Here is a 14417-nt window from a genome sequence, read left to right on the forward strand (position 1 = left end):
TCCCAAGGGAACCGAGACGGTCGAATCAGGCCAGCGCGATGAACGGCCGTATCCTGCCAAGGTCGGGCGTTTGCTGGACAATCAACAGCATCTTGCCATCCAGCCACTGCCCATGATGCCGCTTCGCCGCTACGATGGGCCATGGCGCTATTCGAACTTACCCTCATCCTGCTTCTGGCTGCCGTCGCGCTGACGGCGCTGTCGCGGCGGCTGGAAATTCCCTATCCGTCCCTGCTGGCTCTGGCCGGCGTCGCGATTGCCTTCGTACCCGGTGCGCCGACGATCGAGATCGATCCGGAGCTGGCGCTTGCCCTGTTCATCGCGCCGGTGCTTCTCGACGCCGCCTATGACACGTCGCTGCGCGACCTCAAGCGCTACCGGCTGTCGCTCGCGTTGCTCGCGCTAGGCGCCGTGGTCTTCACCACCGTGGTGGTTGCCTTGGTCGGCTGGAAGATGGCCGGCCTGCCGATCGCGGCGGCAATCGCGCTTGGCGCCATCGTCGCGCCACCGGATGCGGTGGCCGCATCCGCCGTGCTCAGCCAGTTCAAGGTACCGCACCGCATCACCGCCATCCTGCAGGGCGAGAGCCTGCTCAACGATGCCACGGCGCTGCTGATCTACCGGCTGGCGGTTTCGGCGGCGCTTGGCACGATCATGCTCAGCAACGCCGTTCCGGTGATCCTGCTGGCAACGATCGGCAGTGTGATCGCGGGCTATCTGTTTGGCCGCGTCTCGCTGCTGGCGCTCGGCCGCATCGAGGATGCGGCGAGCAGCACGGTGGTGCAGTTTGCCGGAACCTTCGCCGTGTGGATCATCGCCGACAGGCTCGGCCTTTCCGCCATCATCACCATCGTCGTCTATGCCATGACCATTGCGCGCAGGGCGCCGCGCCAGTCGTCGGCGAGACGCCGCGTCAGCACCTATTCGGTCTGGGAGTCGGCGGTGTTCGTGCTCAACGTGCTGGCTTTCGTGCTGATGGGCCTGCAGGCACGCACGATCGTTGGCAGGCTGGCCGGCGACGGGCAAGGCGAAGCATTCCTTTTCGCCGCAACGGTGCTGGTCGTCGTTATCGTCGCGCGCCTTGTCTGGGTGGCGAGTTACGTCGCGATCATCCGGTGGCTTGCCCGCTTCGGCAGCCAAGAGGCAAGGCGGGAATTGCCGACGTTCGGCGGCGCCGTCATTGTCGGCTGGTGCGGCATGCGTGGGTTGGTGACGCTGGTGGTGGCCATTGCGCTGCCGGCCGATTTTCCCGGCCGCGACCCGATCGTGCTTGCCGCCTTCGCGGTGGTGCTGGGCACGCTGGTGCTGCAAGGCATGACGCTGAAGCCGCTGCTGCGCTGGATCAACTTCGACCCCGATAGAACCGTCGACAATGAGGTGGCGCAGGCGCGCGTCGCCATCATGCAGGCAGCACTGGACGTGCTGAGCCGCAAGACATCTGCGGCCGCCGCCGTCGTGCGCGAACAGTATGAAGCGCAGCGCCTGATTGCGGAAAACCCGGAGGACGCTCAGGCCGCGACCGAATACGACCGGCTGCGCCTCTATGCCATCAACCGCCAGCGCGACACGCTCGAGGAGTTGCGCAGCAACGGCACGATCGGCGACGAAGCCTACCACCGGCTGGAGGAAGAGATCGACTGGGCCGAACTGGCGGCATCGCCGGCGGGCCGGTTCCAGCCGCTGACCACATCATAGACGCTGGCCCAGTTCCGCCGTCGTGCCGGTACATTGCAACCCGTCTGCCGAACCGCTACTGCCAAAGCGAAATTGAGCCGGATAAGCAATGAAGCTGGTCAGCTACAACATCCAGTACGGGTTCGGCGGCGATGGCCGTTACGATCTTTCGCGCTGCACCAAGCTGGTCGACGGCGCCGATATCATCGCGCTGCAGGAGGTCGAGCGGCATTGGCAGCGCACCAATGAGGACGACCAGCCGGAGGTCCTGTCCAAGCTGCTGCCTAGCTATTACTGGGTCTATGGCCCGGCCTTCGACATGGACGCCAGTGAGCAGCGCGACGGCCGGGTCGTCAACCGCCGCCGCCAGTTCGGCACCATGCTGCTGTCGAAGCTGCCGATCGCCTGGTCGCGGCTGCACGCGCTGCCCATGCGCCGCACGCTGCGGCCGCTCAACACGCGCAACGCCGCGCTCGAATGCATGATCCGCACGCCGGCCGGACCGGTAAGGGTCCTGTCGCTGCATCTCGCCCATATCGCGGCGGAGGAGCGTCTGGAGCAGATCGACTATCTCTTGGCCGAGCATCGCCGCGCGCCGTCCGAGGGCGGCCCGTGGAGCGGCGCGGACGATGAGCCTTCGCGCAACTGGACCAGCGGCGAGGCCGAGCCGGAGAACCCGACGGCGGCGATCTGGATGGGCGATTTCAACATGGAGCCTGGCAGCGCCGAATACAGCCGCATCGTCGGCAGCACGCCCTATCATCGCGGGGCGGCCTATCTCGACGGCTTTGTTGATGCCGCTGCCGTCGCTAGCGAGCCGGCTGCCGATTACCACACCCATGTGAAAACGATCGACGGGAAAGTGGCAAAACGCCGGCTCGACCATTGCTTCGTCGGCGGTATGTTCGCGGACCGTGTGCGCTCGGTCAGTGCCGATATAGGCGAGATCGCTTCAGACCATTTTCCGGTCCGGATCGATATCGATCTCGAAACGCCTTTGAGCTCAGGAGATCGGTGAGCCCTCGATGACGCTTTTCGTCTTCTTCGCGGTGCTAGCCGCCGCCGCCATGCACGCGATCTGGAACGCGCTGGTCAAGGTCCATCTCGATCGCTTCCTGTCGATCACGCTGATGACGCTGGGCATGGGGTTTGCCGCGCTTTTCGTGCTGCCCTTCGTCGAGTTTCCGAAGGCCGAAGTGTGGCCTTTCATCATCGCCTCGGTGATTTTCCACATGGGCTACCGGACTTTCCTGATCGGCGCCTACAAGGCCGGCGATTTCGCCCAGACCTATCCGCTGGCGCGCGGCACGGCGCCGCTTTTGACCGCCCTCGGCGGCGTTGTCGTGGTGCAGGAGATGCCGGCGCCTTTCGCCATCCTCGGCATCCTGCTGCTGTCGGCCGGCACGTTGGTGATGTCGTTTCGCGGCGGCGCGCATCTGGAGCGGATCAATGTGCGGGCGGTCGGCTTTGCGCTCGGCACTTCGATCTTCATATCCAGCTACACGCTCTCCGACGGCAGCGGCGCGCGGCTGGCCGCAACGGCAACGAGCTATGCCGCATGGCTGTTCATCTGCGATGCCACGTGGGCGCTGGTGCTGTGCCTCATCTTTCGCGGGCCCAAGGCGCTGCCCGTGCTGGCGCGCGACTGGAAGGCAGGCCTGTTCACCGGCGTGCTCAGCGGCGCGGCATACTGGATCGTCATGTGGGCGATGACCAAGGCGCCGATCGCCTCGGTGGCGTCGTTGCGCGAGACGTCGATCCTGTTTGCCATGATGATCTCGGTTTTCGCGCTCGGCGAGAAGATGACAGGCTGGCGCGGCGCCGCCGCGCTCGGCATCGTCGCCGGTGTCGTGGCCCTCAGACTGGGCTGAGAGCCTGATACTTCAGCCGAGCACCGTCATCACCTGTCCGCGCCGTTCCGGACTGAAGCGGATGACGACGATGATGCAGACGGCGACCACGCCGGCAAACAGCGCCAGCGCGTAGCCACGAGATTGGGCGAGAAGGCAGCCAGCGCGCCGACCACCGAATAGCTGACGATGTTGAGCATCAGAATGGGCTTGCGCCCATATTTGTCGGCCAGCCTGCCGAAGAAGAAGGCGCCGATGAAGCGTGTCGCCAGCGTCAGGAACAACGCTTTGGAGACTGCCGGAACGTCAGTGTTGAATCCGGTTGCGATATCAGTGAGCAGGAACGTCAGAAGGAAGAAATCAAAAGCGTCGAGCGTCCAGCCGAGGAAGGAGGCAAGGACGGTTTTCTTCTGTTGCGCGGAAGAGCCACGACGTTCCTCCTAAGCGCCCCGGGGAACGATATGTTCCTTGGGGCGCAAAAGAGAACAGGCGTCAGCCGGCTTTCGAAAGAAGCGCGGTCACTTTTTCGTAATGTCGAGATCGAACACCATCAGCCCGTCGGTGCCGCCTTCGAGCGCTGCGACCAATCGGGCGCCGGCGCGCTGATGCGCTTCATGCACGAGATAGGCGTCGCGGGCGGCGGCATCGCGGAAGTCGATGGTGAAGGCATGGCTGAAGCCGCGCGCGAACGGCTCCGGGCTGACATTGGTGCTGAAATGGACCGTGTCCATGCCGTCGACAACGGAGCGCAGTGCTTCGAGATCGGCGTGGATTGCGGTGCGCTCGGTGGCGGGCACATCGCTGCGGAAGCGTACGAAGACGCAGTGTCTGATCATTGGTTCGTTCTCCCAAGTGGCTATGCGGCCCGATTGCCGGAGAACACCGCCGGCGGCAGCGGCTCGCGGCCGAGGATGATGTCGGCGCCTTTTTCGCCGACCATGATGGTCGGCGCATTGGTGTTGGAGGAAGGCACGCGCGGCATCACCGAGGCATCGCAGACGCGCAGGCCCTCGATGCCGCGCAGGCGCAGGTCCGGTGTGACCACCGCCATATCGTCATGGCCCATGCGGCAGGTACCCACGGGGTGATGGTCGGTCTTGGCGGTGCGGCAGGCATAGTCGATCAGCTCGTCGTCGCTGGCGAGCGATGGTCCGGGCAGCACCTCGCGCAACACGTAAGGTGCAAGCGCCTTCTGCCGCATGATCTCGCGCGCAAGCCTGAGGCCCTTGATCGACATGGCGCGGTCATAAGGGTCCGACCAATAGTTGGGATCGATCAGCGGGTGGTCGGCCGGGTCGGCGCTGCTCAGCCGCACCGTGCCGCGCGAGCGCGGGCGCAGGAAGGCCGAGTTCAAGGTCACGCCGGGGTTCTTCAACCTCTCGACGCCGGCCTCGATGCCGGAGCCGAGTCCCAGATGGAACTGGATGTCGGGCGAGGCGGCGGTCGGATCGGCGTACCAGAAGCCGCCGGTCTCGAACAGGCTGGAGGCGACCGGCCCTTTCTTCAGCAGCAGATACTGCAAGCCGGCCCACGCGGTGCGGTGCAGCTTGGCGTAGTTGTCATAGGTGTGGTCGCCGGTGCATTCGGCGATGACGAACAAATCGAGATGGTCCTGCATGTTGGAGCCGACACCGGGCAGATCATGCACCGGCGTCACGCCGACCGATTTCAGGTGATCAGCCGGGCCGATGCCCGACTGCATCAACAGCTTCGGCGAACCGATGGCGCCGGACGAGACGATCACTTCGCGCTCGGCGCGCATGATGGTCTTCTCGCCGCCGGGTTTGTCGACGATCTCGACGCCGGTGGCGCGGCCTTTCTCGACGACGATGCGGGTGACCAGCACATCGGTTCGGACCGTCAGGTTCTTGCGGGCGCGGATGGGCTTCAAATAGGCGACCGAAGCGGATGAGCGCCGGGCGTCCTTCTGGGTCAGCTGGTAGTAGCCGACGCCCTCCTGGCTAGCGCCGTTGAAATCCGGGTTGAAGGGGATGCCCATCTCTTGGCCGGCGCGGAAATAGGCTTCGCAAATCGGCAGCGGCGAAATAGGGTTAGACACGCCGAGCGGCCCCTGGTCGCCGTGAAAATCGTTGGCGAAGCGCTGGTTGTTCTCGGCGCGCTTGAAATAAGGCAGCACGTCGCGATAGCCCCAGCCCGCGAGGCCCTCTTCCTTCTCCCATGCGTCGTAGTCGCGAGCGTTGCCGCGCGTGTATATCTGGGCATTGATGGACGAGCCGCCGCCGACCACCTTCGCCTGCGTATACCAGAAGACGCGGTCCTGCATGTGCCTCTGCGGCACGGTCGACCAGCCCCAGGAAGCGATGCCCTTGGTCATCTTGGCAAAGCCCGCCGGCATGTGGATGTAGGGGTGCCAGTCCTTGCCGCCGGCCTCGAGCAGCAGCACGGAATTCGCTGGATCCTCGCTCAGCCGGTTGGCCAGAACGCAGCCGGCCGGGCCGGCACCTACGATGATGTAGTCGGTCATAACCCTATCCACCTACAGTCGAGGCACGGAGAGCGCGCCGTCGACATTGATAATCGAGCCTGTGGAAAAGCCGAGCTTGCCGGCGGCAAGCGTCGCCACCACGGCGCCGATGTCCGATGCTTCGCCCCAGCGTTTTGCCGGCACCAGGCCGCTGTCGATAAGCGCGTCGTATTTGGCTGATACGCTCGCGGTCATGTCGGTGCGAATGATGCCGGGCCGCAGTTCGAACACGCCGATGTTTTCCGGCGCAAGCCGTAGCGCCAGGTTCTTCACCCACATCGAAAGGCCGGCTTTCGAGATGCAGTAGTCGGGGCGTTCCGGCGAGGCCATATCGGCGCTGACCGAGGTGATGGTGATGATCGAGCGCGGATGATTGCTGGGAGCCGCCAGCATCGCCTTGGCGACGGCCTGGCTAAGGAATACGGTGCCGCGCAGATTGATGCCGAGCGCACGGTCGAAGTTTTCGGGCGTCAGTTCCAGCAGGTCGCCGCGCACCACGGCGCCGACGCCGGCATTGTTGACGAGGCAGTCGATGCGGCTGAAGGCACGTATGGCGGCGTCGACGAGGGCCGTGTGATCCTCGAGGTTGGCGATATCACAACGGACATAGGCGAACTCCGCACCCCGTGCGGTGATGTTGGCGGCCAGTTCGTCCGGCGCTTGTTCGGCAAGGTCGGCGATCAAAATGTCGAAGCCGTCCCCGGCCAGCGCCTCGGCGCAGGCGAGCCCAATGCCGCGCGCACCGCCGGTGACGATTGCTGCGGGGCGGGTCATGCCGCGAGGTCCGTTCGGCGAATATGCTCGGCCACGCGCAGCGCCTGTGCCGCAATCGACAGCGCCGGATTCACGGCGGCCGAGTTCGGCAAAAAACTGGCGTCGACAACGAACAGGTTCGGGTGGTCGAAGGCGCGGCAGAAAGGGTCGAGCGGCGACGTCGCCGGATGGTCGCCCATTTTCACCGTGCCGCACTGGTGCGAGGGCGTGCGCTTGTCGAAGGGACGCGACAGCACGATGGGATAACCGCAGGCGCGGAAGTTCTCACGCATCACCCTGGTCAGCCCGTCCAGCGACTGCATGTTGGAGCGCCGCCATTGCATGACGATGTCCTTGCCGTCGACCATGATGCGGCTTTCCGGATCGGGTAGATCCTCGCACATCAGATACCAGTCGACAGCGTGACCGGCCATGTAATCGAGCGCGAATTTCGGCACGTGTTTGACGTTGGCCTTCAACATGTTGCCGTCGATCTTGCCGAGCAGCTGGACGTTGCCGAGCGGCTTGCCGCCTTTGCCGTCGGAGAGATAGTAGTCATTCAGCATCAGCGTCTTCTGGTAGACGCTGTCGTTCCTGCGGCGCGGATCGATCGCCAGCATGGCGCTCGAATTATGGTTCATGAAATTGCGGCCGACCTGGTCGGAGCGGTTGGCGAGGCCTTTGCCATCTGGTGAAGGCGAGCGCAGCAGGATGACGGCGGAATTGACCGCGCCGGCGGACAGGATGACCAGCTTCGGCGCGACTTTCTTCAGCTCGCCATTCTGACGGTAGTGAACGGCAGCGATGCTTTTGCCGTCGGACGACGCTTCGAGATATTCGACATGGCAGCCGGTTTCGAGCCGGATATTGCTGTCCTTGAGTGCAGCCGTCAGCGGTCCGGTCTGCGCATCAACCTTGCCCTGGGCGGTGTTGGGGAATGCGTCCCAGCCGGTCTTGCCCTCTTTCAGCCAGGTGTCGATGTCGACGCCGAGCGGCAGCGAGGCGGGGTGCAGGCCCAGTCCCTTCAGCTCGGCGCGGGCGCGCGCAATCGGCGCTTCGTCGGGCACCGGCTTGAAAGCATAGGGGATCGAGTGGAACGGTTCGGTCGGGTCCTCGCCGAGCGAGCCGCGGACGCGAAACAGCTGCTCGGCTTTCGAATACCAAGGCTCGAATTCATCGTAGGAAAACGGCCATGCCGGCGAGACGCCACCGAAGTGCTCCATGGCGGCGAAATCCTCTTTGCGGTAGCGGATCAGCACCGCGCCGTAGAATTTCGAATTGCCGCCGACATAGTAGTAATTGCCGGGGTTGAAGGCGCCGCCGCCGGGCTCGCGCCACATCTCCTTCGGACGGTAGTGGCCATCGACGAAGATCGAGCGCGTGTCGCGGGCATGCGGCGTTGCCGGCAAGGGCTCGCCGCGCTCCAGCATCAGGACCGAGGCGCCGCTGCCGGCCAGGCCGGAAGCGATCGTAGCGCCGCCGATGCCGGAGCCGATGATGACCATATCGGGGCTGACCATCTCGATCAGCGGATGCGGTGTTCGGTCGCCGGATCGAAGAACACGGCCTTGGTCAGGTTGAAGGCGAGCGGCGTGCTGGTGCCCGGCTGGATGTTGGCGTCGGCCCGCAACCGCGCCACCACGCCCTTGCCGCCGAGATTGGTCACCGCGAACGTGTCGGACCCTGCCGGCTCGACCACTTCGATGTGCAGGTCGGCAGTGGCAATGTTGGAGGCGTTGCGTTCCGCACCTTCCGGATCGGTCAGCGCTTCCGGGCGCACGCCGAAGATGATCGGCTTGCCCTGGAATGCCGAAAGACCCGCCGGCGCGTTGGCCATCGGCAGCGTGATCGGCTCGCGCGCCTCGCGCTCCAACACGACGGACAGCGCATTGCCCGACGTGGCAATGGTCGCCGGGATCAGGTTCATCGCCGGCGAACCCATGAAGTCGGCGACGAACAAATTGGTCGGGTTGTTGTAGATCTCGGCCGGGGTGCCGAACTGCTGCACCTCGCCGTCGCGCATGACGGCGATCTTGGTAGCCAGCGTCATCGCCTCGATCTGGTCGTGGGTGACGTAGACGATGGTTGTGCCGGTGGTGGCATGCAGGCGCTTGATCTCGATGCGCATGTCAACGCGCAATTTGGCGTCGAGGTTGGACAAAGGCTCGTCGAACAGGAACAGCTTGGGGTCGCGCACCAGCGCCCGGCCCATGGCGACGCGCTGGCGCTGGCCGCCGGAAAGCTGGCTCGGCTTGCGCTGCAGGAGGTGGCCGATCTGCAGGACCTTGGCCACCTTGTCGATCGCCTTTTGGCGTTCGTCGGCCGGCACGCCGCGCATCTCCATGCCGAAGGAGATGTTTCCGGCCACCGTCATGTTCGGATAGAGCGCATAGCTCTGGAACACCATGGCGATGTCGCGCTTGGATGGGTGCAGATCGTTGATGGCGCGGCCGTCGACGCGGATTTCGCCCTCGGTGATCTGCTCCAGGCCGGCAATCGTGTTGAGCAAGGTGGACTTGCCGCAGCCGGACGGGCCGACCAGCACCAGGAAGCCGCCCTTTTCGAGCTCGACATCGATGCCCTTCAGGATCTCGACATTCCCGAAGCGCTTCTTCAGCCCATCAATTTCCAGAAAAGCCATGGTCGTTCCTTCCGAATTGATCAGCCCTTGACCGCGCCAGCCATCAGCCCGCGCACGAAATAGCGGCCGGCGACGACATAGACGATCAGGGTGGGCAGAGCCGCGATCATCGCGGCCGCCATGTTGACGTTGTATTCGACGACGCCGGTCGAGGTGTTGACGACGTTGTTGAGCGCCACCGTCATCGGCATGGAGTCGCCTGTGCCGGCGTAAGCCGAAGCGAACAGGAAGTCGTTCCAGATGTTGGTGAACTGGTAGATGACGGTGACGACGAAGATCGGCATCGAGTTCGGCAGCATGATGCGGCGGAAGATCTGGAAGAAGGAGGCGCCGTCGACCTGTGCGGCCTTGATCAGCTCGTTCGGGAATGCCTCGTAATAGTTGCGGAAAAACAGTGTAGTGAAGCCGATGCCGTAGACGACATGGACGAAGACCAGGTTGACCGTCGGATTGCCGAGACCGAAACTCGTACCCGTCGCATTCTGCAGCTTCACGCCGAAACGTCCCAGGCTGCCGAGGATGGTCGCCATCGGCAGCAGCACCGACTGGAACGGAATGAAGCAGGCAAACAGCATCAGCCCGAACACCAGCGTGGCGCCGCGAAAACGCCATTTGGTCAAGACGTAGCCGTTGAGCGCGCCGAGCATGGTCGAGATCAGTACGGCTGGAACCACCATCTTGATCGAGTTCCAGAAATAGCCCTTGATGCCGGCGCAGGTGAGGCCGACGCAGGTCTCGCCCCAGGCCTTCAGCCACGGGTCGAAGGTCGGCGCCGTGGGCAACGCCAGCATGTTGCCGTTCTGGATCTCGTCCATGGTCTTGAACGAGGTCACCAGCATGACGAACAGCGGCATCAGATAAAACAGCGCAAACAGCGCCAGAAGCCCGTAGATGACGATGCGGTTGAGGGTCTTGGTGCTCATGCCGCCGGAGGCCTTTTGGGAAGCAGCGGGGCGGGCAGGGGTGGCGACAGCGCTCATCGCGGCTTCTCCCGCAGTTCGGAATAGAGATAGGGCACGATGATGGCGACGATGGTCATCAGCATGATCACGGCACTGGCCGAGCCGACGGCCATTTCGTTGCGCTTGAAGGTGTACTCATACATGAAGTTGGACGGCAGCCAGGCCGAGCCACCGGGGCCGCCGCTGGTCAGCGCCACGACGAGATCGTAGGACTTGATGGCAAGGTGCGCGAGCACGATGAAGGCCGACAGGAAGATTGGCCGCAGCAGCGGAATGACGATGCGGCGGTAGAGCTGAAAGGTGGTGGCACCGTCGATCTGCGCCGCCTTCATGATCTCGCCGTCAATGCCACGCAGGCCGGCCAGGAACATCGCCATGATGAAGCCGGAGGCCTGCCAGACGCCGGCAATGACCACCGTGTAGATGACGAAATCCTTGTTCTTGATCCAGTCGAAATGGAAGCTCGTCCAGCCCCACTGATGCAAGGTCTGCTCAAGACCGAGGCCGGGGTCGAGGAACCATTTCCAGGCGACGCCGGTGACGATGAAGGACAGCGCCATCGGGTAGAGATAGATCGGCCGCAACACGCCTTCGCCGCGAATCTTCTGGTCGAGCAGGATGGCCAGGAACAGGCCGAGCGCCAGGCAGATGGCGATGTAGAGAAAGCCAAAAATGCCCATATTGACGATCGACGTGTACCAGCTCGATGGCGGGTCGGAGTCGAAGGTCCAGCCCCACAGCCGTAGATACGCGCGTGGTCCGGTAATGACATAGGACGGGAAGGTCTTGGAATTAGTGAAGGACAGATAGACAGTCCACAGGATAAAGCCATAGACGAAGACGATGGTGATGGCGAAGCTCGGCGCCAGCACGATCTTCGGCAGCGCGTCCTGCAATCGCGCGCGCACGGAGGGGCGAGACCGCTCGGGTGTCAGCTTGATCTGGGTCGTCGCTACACTGCTCATGAGGCTCCTCCCGTTAGGGTCGTCCGTGCTCTGCCGTCAGGAGGCAAGGCGGCCCCGTGCATACGGGTCTCTGGTCGGCATGGTGTTCAAGAGGGTTTCACCGTTTCACGGAAACGGCGAACCTCTCTAACTCTTTCTTTTACGCAATTCCGGCCGGAAAACCGCTCACACTTTTCCTGGAATTGCGCCAGCCGGCCAATCCTGAGGCGAACCTTCCCCGCCGAAGCGGGAAAGGTGTCTTGCCGGCCAGGGCTTACTTGGCGTCGTCGATTGCCTTGACCAGTTCGGTCACGGCTTCGTCCGAGGTCTTGATCTGACCGTGGACGAACTTCGAAACGACGTCCTTGTAGGCATTGGCGACCGCCGGAGGCGCGCCATAGCCCTGGGCAAGCGAGCCGAACAGTGTGCCGCCTTCGTTGGCAGCCTTCAGGTCGGCGATGCCCTTCTTGCCGCACGCGTCGAAGTCGGTGTCGGGAACGTCGGTACGGGCGGGAACCGAACCCTTGACGACGTTGAAGGCCGACTGGAAGCTCTTCGACAGGGTGGCGGTGGCCAACGCGACCTGGGCGGCCTTGCGGTCGTCCGGAACGTTGAACATGCCGAACATGTCGGAGTTGTAGACCACCGAGCCTTCCGTGCCCGGGAAGCGATAGCACAGGAAGTCGGTGCCCGGCGTTTTCTTGGCGGCGTTGAACTCGCCCTTGGCCCAGTCACCCATCACCTGCACCAGGGCATCGCCCTTGATGACCATGGCGGTGGCAAGGTTCCAGTCGCGGCCCGAGAAGTTCGGGTCGACATAGGTGACGAGCTTGGCGAGGTTGTCGAACGACTTCTTCATCGTGTCCGACTTGAGGGACTCGTCGTCGAGGTCGTTGAAGGCCTTCTTGTAGAACTCAGGTCCGCCGGTCGACAGCACAACCGAGTCGAACATGGTGGCTTCCTGCCAGTTCTGGCCGCCAAGGGCGAGCGGAATGACGCCAGCCGCCTTGGCTTTGTCGAGCAGGGCGACGAAGTCGTCGAAGGTCTTTGGCTCGGTGCCGCCGATCTTGTCCATCACCGCCTTGTTGATCCACAGCCAGTTGACGGAGTGGACGTTGACTGGAGCAGCGACCCACTTGCCGTCGTAGACGGAGAACTTCTGCAGGGCTGCCGGAACCGACTTGTCCCAGCCTTCCTTCTTCGCCGTCTCGGTCAGGTCGCCCATGACGCCGGCCGCCGCATAATCGAGCACGGTGTAGCCGAGCATCTGCGACGCGGTCGGGTAATTTCCGGCCGCGACCATCGCCTTCAGCGCAGTCATGGCGGCGTCGCCGCCACCACCGGCCACCGGCACGTCCTTCCAGGCATAGCCTTCCTTGGCAAGGTCGCCCTTGAGGACGTTGAGAGCAGCCGCTTCGCCGCCCGACGTCCACCAATGCAGCATCTGCACTTCCTTGACGTCCTCGGCATGGGCCGAGAAAGCAAAGGCCGTCGCAAGAGCCGTTCCGATAAGCAGTTTGCGCAACATGTACTACCTCCCTTGTTGCATTACACGACCGGTGGAAGCCCACCGGGTTCTTCCAAACTCAGCCGACCCACCAACCGGTGCGCTGGCCGCGATGAAACTGGATTGTCTTTTCCTCGGTATAATCCTCGACAGCGCGTTTGCCGAGTTCGCGTCCGATGCCGGACTGCTTGTAGCCCCCGAATGGCAGCTCGGGAAAGCCTTCCATGAATGTGTTCACCCAAACGGTCCCCGAACGCACACCACGCGCCACCGACATACAAGTGTCGATGCTGGCGCTCCACACCCCTGCAGACAGACCATAGGGCGTGTTGTTGGCGATGTGCAACGCCTTTTCAATCGATCCAAAAGTCAGCACGGAGAGCACCGGGCCGAACACTTCCTCGCGCGCAATAGCCATGTCTTCGGTAACGCCGCGGATGATGGTCGGATCGAGATACTGGCCGGCATTGGACGCCAGCTGGCCGCCACCGCAATAGACATTGCTGCCGTCTTTTGCTGCCACCGCGACGTAACCCGCGACCTTGGTCAGATGGTCGGCTGATATCATCGCGCCAACCTTGGTTCGGTCGTCGAGTGGGTCGCCGACCGTTACCATGGCGGTGAGCGCCTTGACGGTGGCGAGGAAATCGTCGGCGATGGCTTCATGCACGATCAGCCGGCTGCCGGCATTGCAGCATTCGCCGGCGTTGAAGAAGCCGCCGAACACTGCTGCGTCAGCGGCCGCCTCGAGATCGGCATCGGGGAAGACGATCTGGCCGTTCTTGCCGCCGAGCTCCATCGAGACTTTCTTCAGCGACTGCGCGGCGGAAGCCATGGTCATCTTGCCGACGCGGGTAGAGCCGGTGAACGACACCATCTCGACCAGCGGATGGCTGACCATCGGCCCCCCGACATCGGCGCCGAGGCCGGCCAGGATGTTGACGACGCCCGCGGGCAGGCCGGCCTGCATCAGGATGTCGCCGAGCACGAAGGTCGAGGCCGAGGTCATTTCGCTCGGCTTAACCACCGCGGTGCAGCCGGCGGCGAGCGCGAAGGGCAATTTCTGGCTGACGATCAGGAACGGGAAATTCCACGGGGTGATGATCGAGACGACGCCGATCGGCTCGCGCAGGACGACGCCCAGCATGGCGTCGCCGAGATTGGCGTAGCTTTCGCCGTGCAGCGTGCGGGCGAGCGAGGCGGCATAGCGCCAGATGTCGATGGCGCCGCCGATCTCGCCGCGCGCCTGGGCGATCGGCTTGCCGGATTCCAGCGCATCGAGTCGGGCGATGTCTTCGAGCTGGGCCTCGATCAGGTCGGCCGTCTTGAGCAGGATGGCTGCGCGCTCGGCCGCCTTCGTGCGCGGCCACGGGCCGGTCTCGAATGCCTTGTGCGCGGCCTGCATGGCCGCCTCCACCTCGGCCTCGCCGGCCTGCGCATAGCGCGAAACGGTGAAGCCATGGCCGGGGCTGTTGCGCGCAATCGTGCGGCCGTCACGGGCATCGACATGCTTGCCGTCGATCAGGAGCTTGTAAGCCTTCGGCGCCTTGGACGCCTCGGCCGGCATGGAAATGTTGAGCGGTGCGTTCATCATGCTTTCT

Annotated in this window: 12 protein-coding genes and 1 pseudogene; 3 read left to right on the top strand and 10 right to left on the bottom strand. The window is 63.8% G+C overall.

Annotated elements, in window-relative coordinates:
• The first annotated feature begins 141 nt into the window (after positions 1–141).
• The 3 genes from ACYG9R_RS16765 to ACYG9R_RS16775 all read left to right on the top strand — a co-directional run bounded on the left by ACYG9R_RS16765 (position 142) and on the right by ACYG9R_RS16775 (position 3545).
• Complete coding sequence (locus ACYG9R_RS16765) at positions 142–1695, top strand: cation:proton antiporter (RefSeq protein WP_023704038.1); 1554 nt, start codon at positions 142–144, stop codon at positions 1693–1695.
• 88 nt (positions 1696–1783) lie between these two features.
• Entirely contained in the window at positions 1784–2692 is a 909-nt protein-coding gene (locus tag ACYG9R_RS16770; protein ID WP_023740943.1) for an endonuclease/exonuclease/phosphatase family protein, read from the top strand.
• A gap of 7 nt (positions 2693–2699) precedes the next feature.
• On the top strand, positions 2700–3545 hold the full coding sequence (locus ACYG9R_RS16775) for an EamA family transporter (RefSeq protein ID WP_023755041.1): 846 nt from the start codon (positions 2700–2702) through the stop codon (positions 3543–3545).
• A gap of 29 nt (positions 3546–3574) precedes the next feature.
• On the opposite strand, the pseudogene ACYG9R_RS16780 reads toward ACYG9R_RS16775, so the two are convergent.
• The 10 genes and pseudogenes from ACYG9R_RS16780 to ACYG9R_RS16825 form a co-directional block, all read right to left on the bottom strand.
• A pseudogene (locus ACYG9R_RS16780) lies at positions 3575–3898 on the bottom strand (MFS transporter); the annotation flags it as partial.
• Positions 3899–4042: 144 nt separating this feature from the next.
• The gene (locus tag ACYG9R_RS16785; protein ID WP_023683219.1) at positions 4043–4360 is read right to left on the bottom strand and encodes a Dabb family protein; all 318 of its coding nucleotides are present in this window, start codon (positions 4358–4360) and stop codon (positions 4043–4045) included.
• A 20-nt stretch (positions 4361–4380) separates the two neighbouring features.
• Positions 4381–6009, bottom strand: coding sequence for a GMC family oxidoreductase (locus ACYG9R_RS16790; protein WP_023671177.1), 1629 nt, complete (start codon positions 6007–6009; stop codon positions 4381–4383).
• Positions 6010–6021: 12 nt separating this feature from the next.
• Complete coding sequence (locus tag ACYG9R_RS16795) at positions 6022–6783, bottom strand: 3-ketoacyl-ACP reductase (protein ID WP_023825182.1); 762 nt, start codon at positions 6781–6783, stop codon at positions 6022–6024.
• Positions 6780–8282 (bottom strand): GMC oxidoreductase, encoded by a 1503-nt coding sequence (locus ACYG9R_RS16800; protein ID WP_023825183.1) that lies wholly within the window; start codon positions 8280–8282, stop codon positions 6780–6782. Before ACYG9R_RS16800 ends, ACYG9R_RS16795 begins: the two co-directional genes overlap by 4 nt.
• Before the next feature lie 5 nt (positions 8283–8287).
• Complete coding sequence (locus ACYG9R_RS16805) at positions 8288–9403, bottom strand: ABC transporter ATP-binding protein (protein WP_023671180.1); 1116 nt, start codon at positions 9401–9403, stop codon at positions 8288–8290.
• A 20-nt stretch (positions 9404–9423) separates the two neighbouring features.
• Positions 9424–10383 (bottom strand): carbohydrate ABC transporter permease, encoded by a 960-nt coding sequence (locus ACYG9R_RS16810; protein WP_023671181.1) that lies wholly within the window; start codon positions 10381–10383, stop codon positions 9424–9426.
• The gene (locus tag ACYG9R_RS16815) at positions 10380–11330 is read right to left on the bottom strand and encodes a carbohydrate ABC transporter permease (protein ID WP_023671182.1); all 951 of its coding nucleotides are present in this window, start codon (positions 11328–11330) and stop codon (positions 10380–10382) included. Before ACYG9R_RS16815 ends, ACYG9R_RS16810 begins: the two co-directional genes overlap by 4 nt.
• Positions 11331–11583: 253 nt before the next feature.
• The gene (locus tag ACYG9R_RS16820) at positions 11584–12837 is read right to left on the bottom strand and encodes an ABC transporter substrate-binding protein (RefSeq protein WP_027049809.1); all 1254 of its coding nucleotides are present in this window, start codon (positions 12835–12837) and stop codon (positions 11584–11586) included.
• Positions 12838–12895: 58 nt separating this feature from the next.
• Positions 12896–14407, bottom strand: a complete 1512-nt coding sequence (locus tag ACYG9R_RS16825) for an aldehyde dehydrogenase family protein (protein WP_023825184.1) — start codon at positions 14405–14407, stop codon at positions 12896–12898.
• Positions 14408–14417 lie beyond the last annotated feature (10 nt).

Source organism: Mesorhizobium sp. RSR565B, assembly GCF_054719465.1.

What these genes read in the sequence shown, in the direction of transcription:
- ACYG9R_RS16765 (WP_023704038.1), top strand. Translation starts at nt 142, where the DNA reads ATGGCGCTATTCGAACTTACCCTCATCCTGCTTCTGGCTGCCGTCGCG.
- ACYG9R_RS16770 (WP_023740943.1), top strand. Translation starts at nt 1,784, where the DNA reads ATGAAGCTGGTCAGCTACAACATCCAGTACGGGTTCGGCGGCGATGGC.
- ACYG9R_RS16775 (WP_023755041.1), top strand. Translation starts at nt 2,700, where the DNA reads ATGACGCTTTTCGTCTTCTTCGCGGTGCTAGCCGCCGCCGCCATGCAC.
- ACYG9R_RS16785 (WP_023683219.1), bottom strand. Translation starts at nt 4,360, where the DNA reads ATGATCAGACACTGCGTCTTCGTACGCTTCCGCAGCGATGTGCCCGCC.
- ACYG9R_RS16790 (WP_023671177.1), bottom strand. Translation starts at nt 6,009, where the DNA reads ATGACCGACTACATCATCGTAGGTGCCGGCCCGGCCGGCTGCGTTCTG.
- ACYG9R_RS16795 (WP_023825182.1), bottom strand. Translation starts at nt 6,783, where the DNA reads ATGACCCGCCCCGCAGCAATCGTCACCGGCGGTGCGCGCGGCATTGGG.
- ACYG9R_RS16800 (WP_023825183.1), bottom strand. Translation starts at nt 8,282, where the DNA reads ATGGTCAGCCCCGATATGGTCATCATCGGCTCCGGCATCGGCGGCGCT.
- ACYG9R_RS16805 (WP_023671180.1), bottom strand. Translation starts at nt 9,403, where the DNA reads ATGGCTTTTCTGGAAATTGATGGGCTGAAGAAGCGCTTCGGGAATGTC.
- ACYG9R_RS16810 (WP_023671181.1), bottom strand. Translation starts at nt 10,383, where the DNA reads ATGAGCGCTGTCGCCACCCCTGCCCGCCCCGCTGCTTCCCAAAAGGCC.
- ACYG9R_RS16815 (WP_023671182.1), bottom strand. Translation starts at nt 11,330, where the DNA reads ATGAGCAGTGTAGCGACGACCCAGATCAAGCTGACACCCGAGCGGTCT.
- ACYG9R_RS16820 (WP_027049809.1), bottom strand. Translation starts at nt 12,837, where the DNA reads ATGTTGCGCAAACTGCTTATCGGAACGGCTCTTGCGACGGCCTTTGCT.
- ACYG9R_RS16825 (WP_023825184.1), bottom strand. Translation starts at nt 14,407, where the DNA reads ATGAACGCACCGCTCAACATTTCCATGCCGGCCGAGGCGTCCAAGGCG.